Raw genomic sequence first — 17843 nt, forward strand, 5'->3', positions numbered from 1 at the left:
CGGCCCGGACGAGCCGGGCCGGCCGGGTGGGCCGGAGGGCCGCCGCCGGGCCGGGGGCCTCCGCCGGGAGGGACGACGCCATGATGCTGCGCCTGCGGGGCCTGCGCCTGCGCACCGGGCTGCTGTTGGCCGGCGCGCTCGGGCTGGCCGCCTGCTCCTCGACGCCCGAGCCGGCCGCCCGGGAGGCCACCCCGTCGCCGACGGCGTCGCGGCAGTTCACGCCCGGCGCGGCCGGGGTGGGTGACGAGTACTTCCCCCGGTACGGCAACGGCGGGTACGACGTGACCCGGTACGTGGTGAAGGTCCGCTACGACCCGGCGACGGACCGCCTCACCGGCACCACCACCGTGCAGGCCACGGCCACCGCGAGCCTGTCCGCGTTCCACCTGGACCTGGCCGGGCTCACCGTGCGCGGGGTGACGGTCGACGGCGTCGCGGCCCGGCACGCCCGCGACGGCGACGAGCTGGTCGTCACCCCCGCCGCCGGCCTGACCTCCGGCAACGGCTTCACCGCCGAGATCCGGTACGAGGGCTCGCCGAAGCCGCTGACCAACGAGGCGCTCGGCGAGGGCGGCTTCCGGCACACCTCCGACGGCGCGGTGGCCCTCGGCCAGCCCGAGTCGGCGAGCACCTGGTTCCCGGTCAACGACCACCCCGCCGACAAGGCCACCTACGACTTCGAGATCACCGTCCCGGAGGGGCTGACCGCCGTCAGCAACGGGGTGCCGGTGGGCAAGACCACCCGCGCCGGCTGGACCACCTGGAAGTGGGCCGAGCGGTCCCCGATGGCCAGCTACCTGAGCATGGTGGCCATCGGGAACTTCCGGGTGACCCGCGCCGAACACAAGGGACGGCCGGTGTTCAGCGCGGTCACCACCGGGTTGCCCGAGGGCGCGGCGGACGCCTCGATCGCCCGCACCGTCGAGGTTGCCGACTACCTGGAGGGCGTGTTCGGGCCGTACCCGTTCGGGTCGTACGGCGGGGTGGTCGTCGACGATCCGGGCATCAGGTTCGCCCTGGAGACGCAGAGCCGCCCGGTCTACTCGGCCAACTTCTTCCGCCGCGGCGAGAACAGCGGGGTGGTCGCCCACGAGCTGGCCCACCAGTGGTTCGGCGACAGTGTCTCACTGGCCCGGTGGAGCGACATCTGGCTCAACGAGGGCTTCGCCACGTACGCCGAATGGCTCTGGCTGGAGCACGACGGCGGCCGGACGGTGCAGCAGTCGTTCGACGGGGAGTACGTCGGCGCGTCGGCGTCGCTGTGGCGGACGCCGCCCGGCCGGCCGGGGGCGGCGAACCTGTTCGGCGACTCCGTCTACCAGCGGGGCGCGATGACCGTGCACGCGTTGCGCACCACCGTCGGCGACGAGGCGTTCTTCCGGATCGTCCGGGGCTGGGCGGCCGACCGGCGCGACGGCAACGTCACCACCGCCGACTTCGTCGCCCACGCCGAGCAGGTCTCCGGCAGGCAGCTCGACGCGCTCTTCGACGCCTGGCTCTACGGCACCGAGCAGCCGGAACGCCCCACGGCCCGCTGACCCCGGGGGTACGCGGCCCGCCGAACCCCGTCATTCCGTCACCCCGTCACCAGGGCACCACCCCGGCGTCCTCGAAGAAGCCGCCGGTCGGGCCGTCGTCGGGCAGGGTCGCGAGCCGGATCGCGATCGCCGCACCCTGCTCGGGGGTACGGACCCCCTGGAAGTTGTTGAGGTCGGTGGCGACGTAGCCGGGGCAGGCGGCGTTGATCAGGATGTTCGTGCCGCGCAGCTCCCTGACGTACTGGACGGTGACGGCGTTGAGGAACGTCTTCGACGGCGAGTACGCGACGGCGACCGGGCCCGTGGTGAGCTCACCCTCGGCGGCGGACTGCCGGGCGAGGGAGCCGACGCCGCTGGACATGTTCACGATCCGGGGCGACGCCGACCGGCGCAGCAGCGGCAGCATGGCGTTGGTGACCCGGATGACGCCGAGCACGTTCGTCTCCACGACGGCCCGCACCACCGCGAGGTCGACGGTGGTGGGCAGCTGCGCCCGGTCACCGGTCACCCCGGCGTTGTTGACCAGCGCGTCGAGGCGGCCGGCACGCTGTTCGACCAGCGCGGCGGCGGCGGTGACGCTCGCGTCGTCGGTCACGTCCAGCGGCACCCCGAACGCGTCGACGCCGGCCGCGCGCAGCTTCGCCACGGCGGTCTCCCGGCGCTGCCCGTCCCGGGCGCCGACGCCGACGCTGAAGCCGAGGGCGCCCAGGCCGGCGGCGATCTCGTACCCGATTCCCTTGTTGGCGCCGGTGACCAGCGCGATCTTCGCTTCGCTCATGTGGTCGATCCTGGCCGGGTCCGGCCGGGCCACCAACACCGGCTGAGTGGGCAGCGATACCCGGCGGGTATCGGCCCCGGGTACCGTGGGGGCATGGAGACGCGGGAGCTGCGGTACTTCGTCGCCGTCGCCGAGGAGCTCCACTTCGGGCGGGCGGCGCAGCGGCTCGGCATCGCGCAGCCGCCGCTGTCGCGGGCGATCGCGCAACTCGAACGGCGGCTCGGGGTGACGTTGCTGGAACGCAGCAGTCGCAGCGTCACCCTGACCGAGGCCGGCTCGGTGCTGCTGGTCGAGGGCCGGGCGGCCCTCGACGCCGTCGCCGCCGCCGACCGGCGCACCCGCCGCGCCGCTCGCGCCGCGACCGGAGACCCCGGCCTGGTCCTGGTCACCAAGGCCGGAGCGTCCAGCGAACTGCTGGCGAAGCTGCTCGACGCCTACGCCGCCGAACCCGGCGCGGTCGCCGTCGACGTGCACCTGTGCGGGATCGGCGAGCAGGAGCGGCTGCTGCGCGACGGACGGGCGGACGTGGCGCTGCTGCACCGGCCGTTCGACTCGGTCGTCGGGTTCGACACCGAGGAGTTGTACACGGAGGGGCAGGTGGTGCTGCTGCCGGCCGGGCATCACCTCGCCGGCCGGGCCGAGCTGCGGGAGGCCGACGTCGCCGATCTTCCCGGCCTGCCGCTGCCGCGCTGGCCGCGCCGCGACGGCAGCTACCCGGACGGTCCCGGCCCGCAGGTCCGCGACCACGCGCAGCTGTACGAGCTGATCGCGCTCGGCCGGGCGTCGGCGGTCCTGCCCGAGTCGTGCCGGGTCCACCTGCGCCGCGACATCGCCGCCGTGCCGGTGTCGGACGCGCCGAGCGTGACGACGGTGATCGCCTGGCCGCCGCACAGCCGGTCCCGGGCGCTGGCCGTGCTGATCCGGACGGCGCTCGGCCTCTAGCCGGGCCTAGTTCTTCACCACCAGCTCCGGGTGGTCGGCGAGGTACTGCTCGGCCCGGCCCTCCTCCAGCGCGGTGAGGAACTGCCGGCCGACCGGCTTGAGCTGTTCGCCGCGGTAGCCGCTGCCCTTGCCCACCCCCTCGCCGGGCAGGCCGACGAGGACGAGCCGGTCGGCGGGCAGCCCGCCGAGGGCGTACGCGAGGTCGACGATCCGTGGCCCGCCGGCGTAGAGGAGGGTGTCGCCGAGCGCCCCGACGACCTGCTCGACCCGGTCGGGCTGCCGGGGCAGGCTCTCGGACTGCATCTTCGCCACGATGGCCCGGATGAGCTGCTGCTGGTGGCGCTGCCGGTCGTAGTCGCCGTTCTTCAGGCCGTAGCGCTGCCGGGCGTAGTCCAGCGCCTGCCAGCCGTTGAGGTGCCGCTCGCCCTTGGCGTAGACCATCTGCGGGCCGACGTAGCCGCCGCCGCCCGGCGCGGCCTCGCGGTGCCGGCCGTCCGGCCGCCGGTGCAGCGACACGGTCCGCTGGTCGACGTAGAGGTCGACCCCGCCGACAGCGTCCACCAGCTTCTCGAAGCCGGTGAAGGTGACCACGGCGCCGGCGTCGAAGCGCAGCCCGGTGTAGCCGCTGACGGTGCTGCGCAGCAGCTCGTACCCCTGGGCGGTGCTCGGCTTCTTGGGCTTGCCCGGCACCCGGCTGCCGTAGCTCATCGCGTGGGTGAGCTTGGTCTTCCCGCCGGAGTAGCCGGCCTTCGGGTAGGCCGGGATGTCGACCAGCAGGTCCCGGGGCAGCGAGAAGAGGTACGCCCGGTCCAGCCCCTGCGGCACGTGCGCCACCAGCACGGCGTCGCCGTGCGGCTCCCAGCCGGGCACGCTGACGCGGGTGTCCACGCCGACGAGCAGCAGGTTCAGCGGCCCGGTGACGTCGGCCCCCGGCGGCGGGGTCGGGCTCGGCGTGGGCGACGGCGTGGGGGTGGGCGCGGCGGTGATCCGCCCCGCTCCGCGTTCGGTCTGCCGGTCGGCGACCAGCCGGGCCGCCACCGTGCCGCCGACCGCCAGCACGACGGCCGCCGCGACGACGGCCAGCCCCACCCGCCACCGCCGCCGTCCGGTACCCGCCTGTCCGGCCATGTCCGCACCCCCGCCCCTACAACGCTCCGAGGGCCACGCCGGGTTGCGGCCGCTGAGCCGCGGATCACCGGCGGCGGGGTGCATGGTCCCGCGAAAACCGGCTATGGCGCGAGAGCTACCCGTCGGTAATGATGCGTTCATGCGGTACGACGTGCTCGTCATCGGGTCCGGCTTCGGCGGCAGCGTCACCGCGCTCCGGCTGGCCGAGAAGGGCTACTCGGTCGGCGTCCTGGAGGCCGGGCGGCGCTTCGCCGACGACGAGTTCCCCGAGACCTCGTGGCGGCTGCGGCGGTTCCTGTGGGCCCCGCGGCTCGGCTGCTACGGCCTGCAACGGATCACCCTGCTCCGCTCCGCCGACCGGAGGACCGGCGGCGGGGTGCTGGTGCTCTCCGGCGCGGGGGTCGGCGGCGGCTCCCTGGTCTACGCGAACACCCTCTACGAGCCCCTCGACGCGTTCTACGCCGACCCGCAGTGGCGGGACGTCACCGACTGGCGGGCCGAGCTGGCCCCGCACTACGACCAGGCGAAGCGGATGCTCGGCGTCACCACGTACCCGCTGCACACCCGCGCGGACGCCGCGATGCGGGCGGTCGCCGACCGGATGGGGGTCGGGCACACCTTCCACCCCACCCCCGTCGGCGTGCACATCGGCCGGCCGGGGGAGCGGGCCGCCGACCCGTACTTCGGCGGCGTCGGCCCGGAACGCACCGGCTGCACGCACTGCGGGGCGTGCATGACGGGCTGCCGGCAGGGGGCGAAGAACACCCTGGTCAAGAACTACCTGTGGCTGGCCGAGCGGCTCGGCGTGCAGGTGCACCCGCTGACCACCGTCACCGCCGTGCGTCCCGCCGACGGGGGCGGCTACCGGGTCGAGACCGTGCGCACCGGGGCCTGGCCGCGTAGGCGCCGCCGGGTGTGGCACGCCGACCAGGTGGTCCTCGCCGCCGGGGCGCTCGGCACCCAGCGGCTGCTGCACGAGATGAAGGCCACCGGGGCGCTGCCCCACCTGTCCGACCGCCTCGGCGAGCTGACCCGGACGAACTCCGAGGCGATCCTCGGCGCGTCCGTGCCACCCGGGCCGGCCCGCGCGCAGGGGCTGGACTTCACCGAGGGGGTGGCGATCACCAGCTCGTTCCACCCCGACCCGCAGACCCACATCGAGCCGGTCCGCTACGGGCGGGGCTCCAACGCGATGGGGCTGCTCCAGTCGCTGCTGGTCGACGGCGGGCCGCACCGGGTCCGCCGCTGGCTGGTCGGGCTGCTCACCCAGCCCCGCCTCGCGGCGCGGATGCTCACCGTCCGCGACTGGTCGCGGCGCACCGTCATCGCGCTGGTCATGCAGTCGGCCGACAACTCGCTGACCACCCGCTGGCGGCGCGGCCCGCTCGGGCGGCGGCTGGTCGCCGGCCCCGGTCACGGCGAGCCCAACCCGACGTGGATCCCCGCCGGCAACGCCGCCGCGCGGCTGCTCGCCGAGGAGATCGGCGGTACGCCGGGCGGGTCGCTCACCGAGCCGTTCGACATCCCGATCACCGCGCACATCCTCGGCGGGGCGGTGATCGGGGCCACCCCGGCCGACGGGGTGATCGACCCGTACCACCGGGTGCACGGGCACCCGGGGTTGCACGTGGTGGACGGGGCGGCCGTGTCGGCGAACCTGGGGGTGAACCCGTCGCTGACCATCACCGCCCAGGCGGAACGGGCGATGTCGTTCTGGCCCAACCGGGGCGAGGCCGATCCCCGGCCGCCGCTGGGGGAGGCGTACCGGCGGGTGGCGGCGGTGCCGCCGGTACGCCCGGCGGTGCCGGCGCACGCCCCGGGCGCGCTGCGCTGAGCGCACGCCGGGGTCCGCGCCGGGGCGGGGGTGACTGTCGGTAGGCTTCCTGCCCATGAGCACGCCTCGCCCCGTCCTCGTGGTGGACTTCGGAGCCCAGTACGCCCAGCTCATCGCGCGCCGGGTGCGCGAGGCGCGGGTCTACTCGGAGATCGTGCCGCACTCGATGCCGGTGGCGGAGATGCTGGCGAAGGACCCGGCCGCGATCATCCTGTCCGGTGGCCCGGCCAGCGTCTACGCGCCCGACGCCCCCCAGGTCGACGCGGGGATGTTCGACGCGGGCGTGCCGGTCTTCGGCATCTGCTACGGCTTCCAGGCGATGGCCCAGGCCCTCGGCGGCACGGTCGCGCGCACCGGCAACCGCGAGTACGGCGGCACCCCGCTGCGCCCCCGCCTCACCGAGCCCGGGGTGCTGCTGCGCGACCTGCCGGCCGACCTGCCGGTCTGGATGAGCCACGGCGACTGCGTGACCGAGGCCCCGGCGGGCTTCGCGGTGACGGCCGAGTCGGCCGGCGCCCCGGTCGCCGCGTTCGAGGACCTGGCCGGGCGGCGCGCGGGCGTGCAGTTCCACCCGGAGGTGGGGCACACCGCGCACGGCCAGGAGATGCTCACCCGGTTCCTCTACGACATCGCCGGCATCGAGCCGACGTGGACGCCCGAGAACATCATCGACGAGCAGGTGGCCCGCATCCGCGCCCAGGTGGGCGACAAGGAGGTCATCTGCGGCCTGTCCGGCGGGGTCGACTCGGCCGTCGCCGCCGCGCTGGTGCACAAGGCCGTCGGCGACCAGCTCACCTGCGTCTTCGTCGACCACGGCCTGCTGCGGGCGGGCGAGGCCGAGCAGGTGGAGAAGGACTACGTCGCCGCCACCGGGATCAAGCTGAAGGTGGTCGACGCGGCCGACCGGTTCCTCGGCGCGCTGGCCGGGGTGACCGACCCGGAGCAGAAGCGCAAGATCATCGGCCGGGAGTTCATCCGGGTCTTCGAGGCCGCCGCCCGGGAGATCGCCGCGCACGGTGACGTCGAGTTCCTGGTGCAGGGCACCCTCTACCCGGACGTGGTGGAGTCCGGCGGCGGCACCGGCACCGCCAACATCAAGAGCCACCACAACGTCGGCGGCCTGCCGGAGGACCTGAAGTTCGCCCTGGTCGAGCCGCTGCGCACGCTGTTCAAGGACGAGGTGCGCACGCTGGGCCTCCAGCTGGGCCTGCCCGAGGCGATGGTCTGGCGGCACCCGTTCCCGGGCCCGGGTCTGGCCATCCGGATCATCGGGGCGGTCGACCGGGAGCGGCTGGACCTGCTGCGTCAGGCCGACCTGATCGCCCGCGAGGAGCTGACCGCCGCGGGCCTGGACCGGGGCGTGTGGCAGTTCCCGGTGGTGCTCCTGGCCGACGTGCGCAGCGTCGGGGTGCAGGGCGACGGGCGCAGCTACGGCCATCCCGTGGTGCTGCGCCCGGTCTCCAGCGAGGACGCGATGACCGCCGACTGGTCCCGGCTGCCCTACGAGGTGGTGGCCAGGATCTCCACCCGGATCACCAACGAGGTGGCCGAGGTGAACCGGGTGGTCCTGGACGTCACGAGCAAGCCGCCGGGCACCATCGAGTGGGAGTGACCCCACCCGCCCGCCGGCTCAGCCGCCGGTCGGTGACGCGGGGTCCGTCGGGTGCGGCCACGCCGGGGCGTCGGCCGGCTCCTCCGGCATGAGGAACCACATGATCGGGTACGCGAGCGCGGCCACCCCGGCGGTGGCGAGCGTCGCGACGGCGAAGAGCACCCGGACGAGGGTGGGGTCGACGGCGAAGTAGCGGCCGAGGCCACTGGCCACCCCGGCGACCATCCGGTCGGTGGTGGGCCGGCGGAGTTGCTTGTACGGGGCCTGGTGCGGTGTCGAGGTCATGCCTCAACGTTCCGCGCCGGGCGGCGGGGCGACCTCGGTGACGGCCCGGATCATTACCCTGACCGATCCCTGATGATCCAGTATTCAGTCAGGAATCTGACACTTTTCGATGCCGGTAACGAGGGGCGGGGAGAATTTGGCCCCGTGACCACCATGCTGGAGCCGCTCCGCAGGATCGCGGCATACGCAGTCTGTGCTGACTCAGTCGGCCGAGTGTTGCTGGTCCGCGCATCGGAGCGCTCCGGCACCCCCGGCACGTGGTCCCTCCCCGGCGGGGCGGTCGACCACGGCGAGGACCCCAACCACACCGTCGTCCGGGAGACCGCCGCCGAGACCGGGCTCTCGGTCGCCGTCTCCGGCCTCGACGACGTGCTGGCCGACATGCGGGCCCTGCCCGAGCGCGGCATCACCATCCACACCGACCGGCTCATCTACCGGGTGTCGGTGCGGGGCGGCACGCTCACCGACCGGGTCGACCGCCCCACCGACCTGGCCCGCTGGGTCACCCCCACCGAGGCGCGCGAGCTGCCGCTGCGCGCGTTCACCGCGCGGGCCCTCGGGCTGCCCGCCTCCTCGGCCGACGTGGTGCCCGACGAGCCCCCGGAGTTCCCCTCCTTCTACGCGGTGCCCGGCCCCGACGGGCTGCACCGCGCCCAGCGCTTCGCCGCGTACGCGGTGGCCACCGACCCCGACGGCCGAGTGCTGCTCACCCGGGTCTCCGACGGCTACCCGGGGGCCGGCTGCTGGCACCTGCCCGGGGGCGGCACCGACTACGGCGAGCAGCCGGGCGCGGCGCTGATCCGGGAGTTGGTCGAGGAGACCGGCCAGCGGGGCCGCCTCGTCGAGCTGCTCGGGGTGGCCAGCCACCGCGACGCCGCCTCCCTCGGCCCGGAGGGCTACCCGATCGACTGGCACGGCGTGCGCGCCTTCTACCGGGTGATGGTCGACCAGCCCGCCCCGCCCACGGTGACCGACGTCGGCGGCTCCACCTGCGAGGCCCGCTGGTTCGCCCGGGAGGAGCTGGGCGCGCTGCCGGCCGACCGGCTCACCGAGGTCACGGCCGAGGCCGTCCAGGCCGCCCGCCTCGCCTGACCTGCGGTCCCGCCCCGGCGGCCCACGTCGTCGCCCGCGCGGCCGTCGCCCGCGATAGCTTCTTGATCGACCGGGCGCCCCGCCCGGGGATCGGGAGGCGCGGCGTGCTGGAGCAGCGACGGCGGGTGGGGGTCTACGGGGTGTGCCGGGGCCGCGACGGGCGGGTGCTGCTCGTGCGCGGCTCCGCGTCGGCCGACCACCCCGGGGTGTGGCAACTGCCCGGGGGCGGGCTGGAGCACGGGGAACACCCCGAGGCCGGCGTGGTCCGGGAGTTCGCCGAGGAGACCGGCCTCGCCGTCCGGGTGACGGGCCTGCTCGCCGCCGTCTCGGACGTCACCGGGCTGCCGGGCGTGGCGCTGCACACCGACCGGATCGTCTTCGCCGTCGAGGCGACCGGCGGCACGCTGCGCGACGAGCCCGACGGCACCACCGACCTGGTGCGCTGGTCGACCCTCGACGAGGCCGCCGGGCTGCCGCTGCTGCCGTTCACCGCCGAGGCGCTCGGCCTGCCGGTCACCCCGCTTCGGCGGCCCGATCCCGGGGCGTCCCCCGGCACGCCGTACCCGCCGGCGCCGACCGACCGGCGGCAGCGTTTCGCGGCGTACGGGCTGGTCACCGACCCGGGCGGGCGGGTGCTGCTCACCCTGATCGCCGACGGCTACCCGGGGGCCGGGCTGTGGCACCTGCCCGGCGGCGGCACCGACCACGGCGAGCAGCCGGCCGCCGGCCTGCTCCGCGAGCTGGTCGAGGAGGCCGGGCAGCTCGGCCGGGTCGTCGAGCTGCTCACCGTCCACCACCGCTACGATCCCGGCGCGCTGGGGCCGGAGGGCCGGCCGATGGACTGGCACGGGGTGCGGGTGGTCTACCGGGTGGCGGTCGACGACCCCACCGAGGCCCGGGTCACCGAGCTGGCCGGGGGATCGACGGCCGCCGCCGCCTGGTTCCCGCCGGACGCGCTCGGCGACCTGCCGCTGACCGAGGTGGCGGCCCTGGTAACCGGACATGGGGTCGCATAGCGTCCGCCCGCCGAGCCGGTATCGACGACCTCCGGTAGGCTGAAGGCGGGGTTGATGGAGGATCGGGCGATCAGGCCCGAGATGGGAATAGAAGAGGCGATTCGCGCGGTTTAACGGAGATATAAGGTCCGCCGGCAGCTATCGCCAAGCCCCCTACCCCTGTGCAATGGTGTACTCCGCTTTGACGGCTGCCGGGCCCGAAGCGGTCCGGCACGAGACAGCCGGACACCCGCCCTCGTGGCGGCCAGCCCGATCCGGTGATGGAGGAAACGTGCCGAGAGCCCCATGGCGCCGGCGTCGTACGACTGACAGTCCGCGCCCCGCAGGGCGTCGCTGGGCGGGCCCGTTGCGCCGCAGCAGCACGTTCGCCCGCCAGGTGCTGCTCGTCCGGGTGGGACGCCGCGACGGCGTCGCCGCCGCGGGCACCGACCTGACCTCGCCCGAGCACCGCTACCTCGACCGGCAGCGCCGCCGCTACGGCCTCGACCGCTACCAGCGCACCGAGGTCGAGGCGGTCGTGCCGGTGAGCCCGGCCGTGGGCCCCGCCGCCCCGGTCGACGACGCGGCGTCGATGTCGATCCCGCTGCTGCCCGGCGCGCGGACGACGGCCCGCCGGGTCAAGTTCGCCCTGGTCAACGCCTGCACCCTGGCCAGCCTCGTGCTGGGCATCAACGCCATCTTCGTGGCCATGCAGGGCCAGGTGCGCCTCGCCGCGCTCCTGCTGATCGCCTGCGTGGCGTTCGACGGGCTCGACGGCGCGCTGGCCCGCCGGTTCGGGGTGGCCAGCCCGTTCGGCGCCCAGATGGACTCGCTGGCCGACATGTGCTCGTTCGGCCTGGCCGCCCCCGTGGTGGTCTACGCCTCGCTCGCCGGCGAGGCGCCGCGCGCCGCCGCCGCGGTCGCCGCCGCGCTCGTCGCCGCCTGCGCGGCGATCCGGCTCGCCCGGTTCAACGTCTCGCCGAAGGACGGCCGCTTCTTCTGCGGCGTGCCGACCACGATGGCCGCGGCCGTGCTGGCCCTGACCGTCGCCCTGGGCCTGCCGCTGCCCGGCCTCGTGCAGATCGCCGGGGTGGCGCTGCTGGCCTTCGCGATGGTCTCCAGCTTCCCGTACGCGAAGCTGGCCCGGCTGGTGAAGCTGCCGCCGTGGCTCTGGCTGGCCCCGGTGGTCGGCGCGCTGGTCGACATCCGGCTCACCTTCGCCCTGATCGTGGTGGGCTACCTGGTCAGCGGCCCTGTGCTCTGGCTGCACCAGCGCCGCACCGCCTGATCCGACGCTCGACGACGAAGGGGGCGCCGCAGTCGCGGCGCCCCCTTCGTCGTGCCCGGCTCAGCGCCAGCGGGCGATGACCGTGGACCCGCCGACCACCCGGTCGCCCGGCCCGACCAGCGGGTCGGCGGCGTCGGCCGGCAGGTAGACGTCGGTGCGCGAGCCGAACCGGATCAGGCCGAACCGCTCGCCCCGGGCCAGCAGCGACCCGATCGGGGCCCGCTGCACGATGCGCCGGGCGATCAGCCCGGTGCGCTGCGCCACGACGACCGTCCCGTGGTCGGTGTCGAGCACCGTGTAGGCCGCCACGTTGTGCTCGGCGTCCGGCTTCATGGCGTTGACGAACCCGCCGTCGGCGACGAAGTAGTCGACCACCTTGCCGGCCACCGGGGAGCGGTTGACGTGCACGTCCAGCACCGACAGGAACACCGCGACCCGCAGCCACTCGCCGTCGCCGAACCGCTCGTCGTGCAGCCGCTGCACCGACAGCACCTGACCGTCGGCGGCGGCCACGACGGCCGACGGGTCCTCGGGGACGTCCCGCTGCGGGTCCCGGAAGAACGCGGCCACCGGGACGGCGGCGAGGGCCGGCACCAGCCACAGCTTCGACTTGGGCCGGGCGACCCGGGTCAGCGCGGCCAGGCCGAGGGTGATGCCGGCCGCCGCGACCCCGTTGGAGTCGATGTGCATGCCCCGCGTCAGCGGGACACTCGACGGCCGGTGGGCCGGGGCGAGGCGGGCGGCGACCGCCGCGTCGGCCGGGGTGAACCGGAGCCGGTGCACCCGCACCGGCGGGGAGTTGCGCAGCACCAGGTCGCTCCCGGCGCCGTGCAGGGCGGCCTGCCGCTCCAGCTCGGCCGCCGCGCCGGCCGTCCGGGCCGGGGTCGCCGGCACCGCCACGGCGAGCACCGCACCGTCGGCCAGGTATTTCGCCAGGCCGTCGACGGTCGTGCGGGTCTCGTCGGCGGTGCCGGTGAGCGGCTCGGCGGCGATCACCACCTCGACGGCGTCGGCCTCGGCGAGGGAGTCCACCACGCGTACCCGGTCGGCGACCCAACGGCCCTGGGCCGTCACGTGCTCGCGCAGCGCGGCCGGCGTCGCCGACCCGGCCGGCACGACGGTGAGGGCGTCGCCGGGCAGCAGGGCGTCGATCGCCGCGGCGAGGACCGCGGAGTCCGGGGTCGCGCCGACCAGCAGGGCGGCCTTCGGGTCGTTGCGCCGGGCGAGCTCGGTGACGAGGGTACGGGCGGCACGCTCGCCGATGCGGACCGGACCGGGCCGGCCGGAGGTGCGCACGGCGGGGGACTGGGTCATGTCGGACGGGCTCCTGACGGGGTAGAGACGGCAATCGCGGCGGGATCGCCACGGCGAACCGGTCGGGGTCGACCGCGGACGGGCCCGACGACCGGGCGGCGGGCCGGGGCGGGGCCCCGCGACGCGGCCCGGTCGTCGACGGCCCGGCGGCTCGTCGCGGGCGAGGCCCGCGGCGTGGGCCGGCCGGCGGAGGCGAGATCTCCACGGCCAGCATATGCGCCCTCCGCCGGGGCCCGCACCGCAGCGGTCAACCGCCCGCCCGCTCGTCCCCGCGGGGCGCCCCGCCGCCGCTGACCGGCCGGTCCTCGACCGCCTCGGGCAGGTCGTCGGAGACGGCGGCGGTCGGCCACTCGTCGGTCCGCGCGGCACCCGGCTCCTCGGCCTCCGTCGCGGCCCCGGCTCCGGCGCCGGGCCCGGCGGCCGGTGCCGTCTCGGGGGCGGCCCCCTGCGGGCCGGCCGCCCGGTTGCCCCGGCCGGAGCGCAGCGCGCCGACCAGCCCCAGCACGCCGATCAGGAGCAGCCCGCCGGCCAGGAACCAGCCGACCGGGGGGAGGGCCAGGCCGAGCAGCTGGGCGAGCAGCCACCAGGCGGCCAGCGCGACGAAGAACAGGCCGAAGCCGAGCGATACGACGTCGGTGCGGTGCGCCTTCACCGGGTCACCTCCAGGTCTCCGGCGTTGACGTGGACGTAGAGGCGCAGCTTCCCGCCGCCGGGACCGTCCGCGCCGAGGTCGGTGATCTCCCGGAGCCGACCGTCCAGGGCACCGGAGCGGTTGCCGAAGATGGTCGCGTCCCCGGCGTTGACGTCGGCGATCGTGGTGACGTCGACGTTCGGCGGCACCACCACGGTCGCCTTGCCGAAGTTGATCGCGACGGTGATCTGGGTCTCCTGCTTGTCGAAGTCGATGGCGCGCAGGTCCAGCACGGCGTCGCCGAAGTTGTTCTCGTACCGGTCGGCCAGGTCGCGGCGGTCCGTGGGGGACCAGGTGACGTCCCCGTCCACGCCCCGGACCCGGTCGTAGGACTCGGCGACCGTGGCGACGCCGAGCGCCGCAGCGGTGACCAGCCCGAGCGCGATCAGCCACCGCGCCCGGCCGAACCAGGCGCCGACGAGCAGGCCGAGCCCGATGGTCGCCAGGGCCGCCGCGAAGTACGCCGCCGCCCCCACCTCGACCACGTCCAGCAGGTCGAGCACGGCCACCACGCCGAGCGCCAGGAAGATCAGCGAGAAGGTCACGGCACCCAGCGGGGACCGCTCCCGGGGCCGCTTCGGCGGCCGGGCCGGCGGGGGCGGCGCCGCCGGGGCCGGTTGCGGCCCCTGAGCGTACGGGCCGTGCGGGGCGAACGGCGGCCGGTAGCCGGGCGGCGCGGGCGGGGTGACCGGCGGGTGGCCGGTCGGGGAGGGGGAGCCGACCGGCGGGGTCGGCGCGGGCGGCCAGGCCGGCAGCCCGGCGGTCGCCCCGCCCGGGGGACGGGCGGGTGCGGCCCATCCGGTGGCGGGCTGCCCGGGGACGGGCGTCCCGAACGACTGCCTCGGCAGGGCCCCGGCGGGCTGCCCCGCGAGCGGTGCTCCGGACGGCTGACCGGGGACGCCGGGGCCGGCGGGCGGCGTCCCGGGCACGGCCCCGTGGCCGGCGGGCGGGGTGAACAGCCCCGGCGCGGGCGGGACGACGGTGCCCCGCGCCGGCCACGCGGCCGGCGGCACCGGCCCCGGCGGGGCGGCGGCGGGCGTGCCGGGGCCCGCCGCGCCCCGGCCCGCCGCGGCGTGGTCGCGGTTGAGCAGCAGCGCGCCGCCGACCAGGATGGCCGCGCCGAGCAGCACCGCCCGGAACGCGTCGGTGACGATGTAACCGAAGCTCACCGCGACCAGGATGCTCAGCACGATCACGGTGACCGGGGACATGCTGGACCGGCCCCGGCCGAGCATCGACTCGACCGGGGAGGCGGTGTCGCCCTCGCCGGGGATGATCAGCCAGGCCGTGACGTACACCAGGATGCCGATGCCGCCGAAGAAGCCCAGCACCGCCAGCAGCACCCGCCAGAGCACCGGGTCGGTGTTGGTGGCCCGGCCGATCGCCGCGCAGACGCCGGCCAGGTAGCGACCCTCGCGTGGCCGGACCAGCCCGTACCGGGAGGTGAAGCCGGCGCCCTCGGGCGGCGGGGGCGGCGGGGCCGCGTACCCACCGGGTGGTGGGCCGCCCGCCCCCGGACCGTCACCCCCGGGCGGCGGCGGTGGCGCGCCCCGGCCCGGCGGCTGCGGCGGCGGCCAGCCGCCGGGGGCCTGGCCGGTCTGCCCGGGCGGGCCCGGCGTGGCGGTCGCCTCCGGGTCGCCCGGCGCGGCCGTCGCCGGGCCGAAATCGGTCGGCGCGGTCCAGGCGGCGGGGGTGGTGGGGGCCGCCGGGGCCGGCGGCGGGGGCGGTGGTGGCCCGCCCGGCGGTGCCGTCCCGGGGCGGGGCGGCGGGGCAGCTTCCTCGGTCATGCCTCGATCCTGCTGCGCGGGCCGGCGAGAGACCTCCGGAACCGACCCTGACCCCACCCTGAGATCGGGCGGGCCCGGATGTCCGGGCGTTCCCCGTGGTCTGTGGCCCTCGCGGCGTGTGACGATCGGATCGGCGTCGCCGGCCCCGGCGCGCCCGCGCCCGCGCCGCACGGCGGCCCGGCGTGCGCCCCGCCCGAGCAGGGAGCCTCCGATCAGCGCCGTGACCCAGCCGCCCCGCCTCTACCGGGCGCCCGAGCACCGGATGGCCGCCGGCGTCGCCGCCGGCATCGCCGAGCACCTCGGCATCTCGGTGGTCCGGGTGCGGATCGCGTTCATGGTGCTGCTGGGCCTCAGCGGGCTCGGACTGCTGCTCTACGCCGCCTTCTGGGCCGTGGTCCCGCTGCGGCCCGGTGACGCCGCCGTCCCGGCCCGCCGGGATCCCGGCCAGCTCCTGCCGTTCGTGGCGATCGGGCTGGTGGTGCTGGTGCTCCAGACGGTGCTCTTCGACTCCGTCGGCGCGGCGGGGACCGCCGGCTGGCTGGTCGCGATCATCGCCGTCGGGGCCGGGGTGATCTGGCACCAGTCCGCGCCGGAGCGCCGCCGGCAGTGGGGCGAGCGGATGCCGGTGCCCTGGCTCGGCGCGGTGATCGAGGAGAACGACCGGCGCGCGTTCGTGCTGCGGTTCATCGGCGGCGGGGTGCTGGTCGCGGTCGGCATCATCGGCGTGGCGGCGGTCTACTCGCCCGCGCAGAACTTCGACGCGGTGGTCAACGGTGTCATCTTCGCGCTGGTGGGGCTGGCCGGGGTGGGGGTGGTGGCGGCCCCGGTGCTCTGGCGGACGTACAACCAGCTCCGCTCGGAGCGCGAGGGGCGCATCCGCGAGCAGGAGCGGGCGGAGCTGGCCGCCATGGTGCACGACCAGGTGCTGCACACCCTCGCGCTGATCCAGCGCAACGCCGCCGACACCACGACCGTGCAGCGGCTCGCGCGCGGGCAGGAACGGTCGCTGCGCAACTGGCTCTACAAGCCGACCGCCTCGCCGACGGAGCGGTTCGCCGCGGCCCTGGAGCAGGCGGCGGCCGAGGTCGAGGACACCTTCGCCATCACCGTGGAGACGGTGGTGGTGGGCGACCGGGGCACCGACGAGCGGGTCGGCGCGCTGGTCGCGGCGGCCCGCGAGGCGCTGGTGAACGCGGCCCGGCACGCCGGGGTGCGGACGGTCTCGCTGTACGCCGAGGTCGAACCGGAGCAGGTGAGCGTCTTCGTCCGGGACCGGGGCAAGGGCTTCGATCCCGATACGGTGGAGGACCACCGGCACGGGGTCCGGGGGTCGATCGTCGGGCGGATGAGGCGGCACGGCGGCCGGGCGGAGATCCGCTCCGAGCCGGGTGAGGGGACGGAGGTCCGGTTGATCCTGCCGATCTCCCGCGACCAGTCCACGGCGGAAAGGGACAGATGACCATGGCCGAGCAGCCGACCGGACCGGTCGAGGGCGGGGCGGGCGCGCCTGCGCGCCTGCGCGTCTTCCTCGTCGACGACCACGCCATGTTCCGCGCGGGGGTCCGCGCCGAGCTGGGCGTGCACGTCGACGTGGTGGGCGAGGCCGGCACGGTGGCCGAGGCGGTCGCCCGGATCGCCGCCAGCGTCCCCGACGTGGTGCTGCTGGACGTGCACATGCCCGACGGCGGCGGCCGGGCGGTGCTGGAGGCGATGCGGCGCAGCCACCCGCAGGTGCGCTTCCTGGCGCTGAGCGTGTCCGACGCCGCCGAGGACGTGATCGGCCTGATCCGGGCCGGCGCCCGGGGCTACGTCACCAAGACGATCTCCCCGGACGAGCTGGCCGCGGCGATCCGCCGGGTGGCCGACGGGGACGCCGTGTTCAGCCCCCGGCTGGCCGGGTTCGTGCTGGACGCGTTCGCCGCCCGGCCGGACGCCCCGGTGGCCGATCCGGAGCTGGACCAGCTCACCAACCGGGAGCGCGAGGTGCTCCGCCTGCTCGCCCGGGGGTACGCGTACAAGGAGATCGCCAAGGAGCTCTACATCTCGATCAAGACGGTCGAGACGCACGTGTCGAACGTCCTGCGCAAGCTCCAGATGTCCAACAGGTATGAATTGTCGCGCTGGGCTGCGGACCGTCGCCTGGTGTGATCGACTCCTGACTCCGGCCGGGCCCCGACGATGATCCTGGGTGCCGGTCGGTGTGACGCAGCGTAACTGTGAGTCTGGTCATTCCGCTCGCATCCCCCGCTCGGTCGGTGCTGCTCCCCGGGCGGCCGAAGGCCGCCTCGCCCGGACGGGCAGACCGTGTCGGTGTCCGTCCCGCTCCAGCGTGCCCGCAGTGCGGGGGCGGGGAAGCTCACAGGCTGGTCGCGGGCGTTGGGCGGAACGCGAAAGTCGGTTGTATCTTGGCTGTTCAGCGGGGCGCGGCCGGCTTGTTTCAAGATCATTTCTCAAGTATCGGCCGCACTGCGGGCAACTAACGGCTTGATAACGGCACCTTCACGTAACGGGCCGGCAGGTGTCACAGTTGCAGCACCTCACCCCCGGTGTGAGGCGCCC

General features: G+C 75.6%; 14 protein-coding genes and 1 pseudogene. 9 read left to right on the forward strand and 6 right to left on the reverse strand.

The window, feature by feature from the left end; genetic code table 11:
• Positions 1–86: 86 nt before the first annotated feature.
• Positions 87–1538 carry a M1 family metallopeptidase gene (locus TK50_RS19345; protein ID WP_422119952.1) on the forward strand — a complete coding sequence of 484 codons (1452 nt, stop codon included), beginning with the start codon at positions 87–89 and terminating at the stop codon, positions 1536–1538.
• Positions 1539–1584: 46 nt separating this feature from the next.
• Here TK50_RS19345 and TK50_RS19350 read toward each other — a convergent pair whose 3' ends face one another.
• A complete protein-coding gene (locus tag TK50_RS19350) occupies positions 1585–2316 on the reverse strand; it encodes an SDR family oxidoreductase (protein WP_043966535.1) in 732 nt (243 codons plus the stop codon).
• A 93-nt stretch (positions 2317–2409) separates the two neighbouring features.
• On the opposite strand from TK50_RS19350, the gene TK50_RS19355 reads away from it, so the two are divergent.
• Positions 2410–3258 carry a LysR family transcriptional regulator gene (locus TK50_RS19355; protein WP_043965664.1) on the forward strand — a complete coding sequence of 283 codons (849 nt, stop codon included), beginning with the start codon at positions 2410–2412 and terminating at the stop codon, positions 3256–3258.
• Positions 3259–3264: 6 nt separating this feature from the next.
• On the opposite strand, the gene TK50_RS19360 is transcribed toward TK50_RS19355, so the two are convergent.
• Entirely contained in the window at positions 3265–4386 is a 1122-nt protein-coding gene (locus TK50_RS19360; protein ID WP_043965666.1) for an LCP family protein, read from the reverse strand.
• Positions 4387–4525: 139 nt separating this feature from the next.
• On the opposite strand from TK50_RS19360, the gene TK50_RS19365 reads away from it, so the two are divergent.
• Positions 4526–6220, forward strand: coding sequence for an FAD-dependent oxidoreductase (locus TK50_RS19365; RefSeq protein WP_043965668.1), 1695 nt, complete (start codon positions 4526–4528; stop codon positions 6218–6220).
• Between the two features lie 55 nt (positions 6221–6275).
• The gene (guaA, locus tag TK50_RS19370; RefSeq protein WP_043965670.1) at positions 6276–7832 is read left to right on the forward strand and encodes a glutamine-hydrolyzing GMP synthase; all 1557 of its coding nucleotides are present in this window, start codon (positions 6276–6278) and stop codon (positions 7830–7832) included.
• A gap of 18 nt (positions 7833–7850) precedes the next feature.
• On the opposite strand, the gene TK50_RS19375 is transcribed toward guaA, so the two are convergent.
• Positions 7851–8117 carry a PspC domain-containing protein gene (locus TK50_RS19375; protein ID WP_043965673.1) on the reverse strand — a complete coding sequence of 89 codons (267 nt, stop codon included), beginning with the start codon at positions 8115–8117 and terminating at the stop codon, positions 7851–7853.
• 144 nt (positions 8118–8261) lie between these two features.
• On the opposite strand from TK50_RS19375, the gene TK50_RS19380 reads away from it, so the two are divergent.
• From TK50_RS19380 to TK50_RS19390, 3 genes are all read left to right on the forward strand, one after another.
• Positions 8262–9209 (forward strand): NUDIX hydrolase, encoded by a 948-nt coding sequence (locus tag TK50_RS19380; protein ID WP_043965675.1) that lies wholly within the window; start codon positions 8262–8264, stop codon positions 9207–9209.
• Positions 9210–9316: 107 nt separating this feature from the next.
• Entirely contained in the window at positions 9317–10225 is a 909-nt protein-coding gene (locus TK50_RS19385) for an NUDIX hydrolase (RefSeq protein ID WP_043966537.1), read from the forward strand.
• Positions 10226–10571: 346 nt separating this feature from the next.
• On the forward strand, positions 10572–11492 hold the full coding sequence (locus tag TK50_RS19390) for a CDP-alcohol phosphatidyltransferase family protein (RefSeq protein WP_043965676.1): 921 nt from the start codon (positions 10572–10574) through the stop codon (positions 11490–11492).
• A gap of 60 nt (positions 11493–11552) precedes the next feature.
• Here TK50_RS19390 and TK50_RS19395 read toward each other — a convergent pair whose 3' ends face one another.
• From TK50_RS19395 to TK50_RS19405, 3 genes and pseudogenes are all read right to left on the reverse strand, one after another.
• Positions 11553–12806 (reverse strand): phosphatidylserine decarboxylase, encoded by a 1254-nt coding sequence (locus TK50_RS19395; RefSeq protein WP_043965678.1) that lies wholly within the window; start codon positions 12804–12806, stop codon positions 11553–11555.
• Between the two features lie 406 nt (positions 12807–13212).
• Positions 13213–13458 (reverse strand): annotated as a pseudogene (locus tag TK50_RS35725) (hypothetical protein); the annotation flags it as partial.
• Complete coding sequence (locus TK50_RS19405) at positions 13455–15284, reverse strand: PspC domain-containing protein (RefSeq protein WP_043965679.1); 1830 nt, start codon at positions 15282–15284, stop codon at positions 13455–13457. The gene TK50_RS19405 and the pseudogene TK50_RS35725, both read right to left, overlap by 4 nt.
• Before the next feature lie 262 nt (positions 15285–15546).
• Between TK50_RS19405 and TK50_RS19410 the strand changes: the two genes are divergently transcribed.
• Together TK50_RS19410 and TK50_RS19415 are read left to right on the forward strand one after the other, a co-directional pair.
• Positions 15547–16743 carry a PspC domain-containing protein gene (locus TK50_RS19410; protein ID WP_043966541.1) on the forward strand — a complete coding sequence of 399 codons (1197 nt, stop codon included), beginning with the start codon at positions 15547–15549 and terminating at the stop codon, positions 16741–16743.
• 2 nt (positions 16744–16745) lie between these two features.
• Positions 16746–17432, forward strand: coding sequence for a response regulator (locus TK50_RS19415; protein ID WP_043965680.1), 687 nt, complete (start codon positions 16746–16748; stop codon positions 17430–17432).
• The last annotated feature ends 411 nt before the right edge of the window (positions 17433–17843 follow it).

Origin of the sequence: Micromonospora haikouensis (genome assembly GCF_000876225.1) — a bacterium.
GTDB lineage: Bacteria > Actinomycetota > Actinomycetes > Mycobacteriales > Micromonosporaceae > Micromonospora > Micromonospora haikouensis.